Annotated in this window: 1 protein-coding gene and 1 pseudogene; both read right to left on the reverse strand. The window is 75.1% G+C overall.

Going from position 1 to position 1,470, the window contains the following annotated elements:
• Window positions 1-267, reverse strand: a pseudogene (locus tag ABZ641_RS37060) (SAM-dependent methyltransferase); the annotation flags it as partial.
• The coding region (locus ABZ641_RS37065) for a cyclopropane-fatty-acyl-phospholipid synthase family protein (RefSeq protein WP_359988971.1) at window positions 264-1,470 on the reverse strand (1,207 nt) is incomplete at its 5' end. The pseudogene ABZ641_RS37060 and the gene ABZ641_RS37065, both read right to left, overlap by 4 nt.

Raw genomic sequence — 1,470 nt, forward strand, 5'->3', positions numbered from 1 at the left:
GGGGCCGCGGCCGGCGAGGGCGCGGCGGACGGTGCCGAGGCCCTCGGCGAGGTCGCCCTCGACGTCCAGGTCGCCGGTGATGTAGGCGTCGGCGAGGCCGAGTTCGCCGGGCTGCCAGAGCAGCCGGCGCAGCGCGCGGCGGCGGCGCAGCACGACGGTGGGGGTGCCGTCGGGGCCGGCGGTGGAGCCGTCCCAGGCGCGGAGCCGGAACGGCAGCGGGCCGAGCAGGTCGGTGAGCAGGTCTTCGAGGCGGTCGGCGGCGGTCACCGGGCGGTCTCCTCGCGGGTGAGCAGGATCTGCCGGACGTCGAGGTAGCCGGTGCGGAACCCGGCCTCGGAGTAGGCGAGGTAGAGCTCCCAGGTGCGGCGGAAGACCTGGTCGAAGTCGAGCGCGGCGACGTCCGCGGCGCGGTCGGTGAAGCGTTCGCGCCACAGCCGCAGGGTCTCGGCGTAGTGCGCGCCGTAGGCGTGGTCGGCGGTGACCCGCAGCGCGGTGTGCCGGGCGGTCGCCTGGTCGATGGCCTGCACGGAGGGGATGAGGCCGCCGGGGAAGATGTACTTGAGGATCCAGGTGTAGGTGTTGCTGCTGGCGATCATGCGGTCGTGCGGCATGGTGATGGCCTGCAGGGCGGCCCGGCCGCCGGGGGCGAGGACGCGGTCGATGGTGCGGAAGTACTCGGGCCAGAACTGCCGTCCGACGGCCTCGATCATCTCCACGCTCACCACGGCGTCGTACTGCCCCTCGGCGGCGCGGTAGTCGCAGAGCCTGACCTCGGCGCGGTCGGCGAGGCCGGCCCGGGCGATCCGGCGGCGGGCGAGGGCGAGCTGCTCCTCGGAGAGGGTGAGGCTGGTGACGCGGGCGCCGCGGGCGGCGGCGCGCAGGGCGAGTTCGCCCCAGCCGGTGCCGATCTCCAGGACGCGGCTGCCGGGGCCGACGGCGGCCAGGTCGAGCAGCAGGTCGATCTTGCGGTGCTGGGCCTGGGGCAGGTCGTCCCAGGTGGCGAGGGGGGCGCCGGAGGGGGTGGTGTCGAAGACCGCGGAGGAGTAGGTCATCGTCCGGTCGAGGAAGAGCGCGAAGAGCTCGTTCGACAGGTCGTAGTGGTGGTGGATGTTGCGGCGGGCGTTGTCGGCGGTGGGGAGTACGGCGGCGGGCGGCCGCTGCACGTAGAGGCGGCGCAGCCACTGGGCACCGGTCGGGACGAGGGTCTCGGGGGCGGTGGCGAGCACGGAGAGCAGGCCGACCAGGTCGGGGGCGTCCCAGTCGCCGGCCTGGTAGGACTCGCCGAAGCCGATCAGGCCGGTGGCGCCGACCCGGGCGAGGAAGTCCGCGGGCCGGTGCAGGCGGAGCACCGGGGCGCCGGGCGGGGCGGCGACCAGCTGGCTGCCGTCGGGCAGCCGGACGTCCAGGCCGCGGCGGTGGACAACCTCTCCTTCGACGTGGAGCCGGGCACCACCCTCGGCATCGTCGGTG

This window comes from Kitasatospora sp. NPDC007106 (assembly GCF_040634455.1).
GTDB lineage: Bacteria > Actinomycetota > Actinomycetes > Streptomycetales > Streptomycetaceae > Kitasatospora > Kitasatospora arboriphila.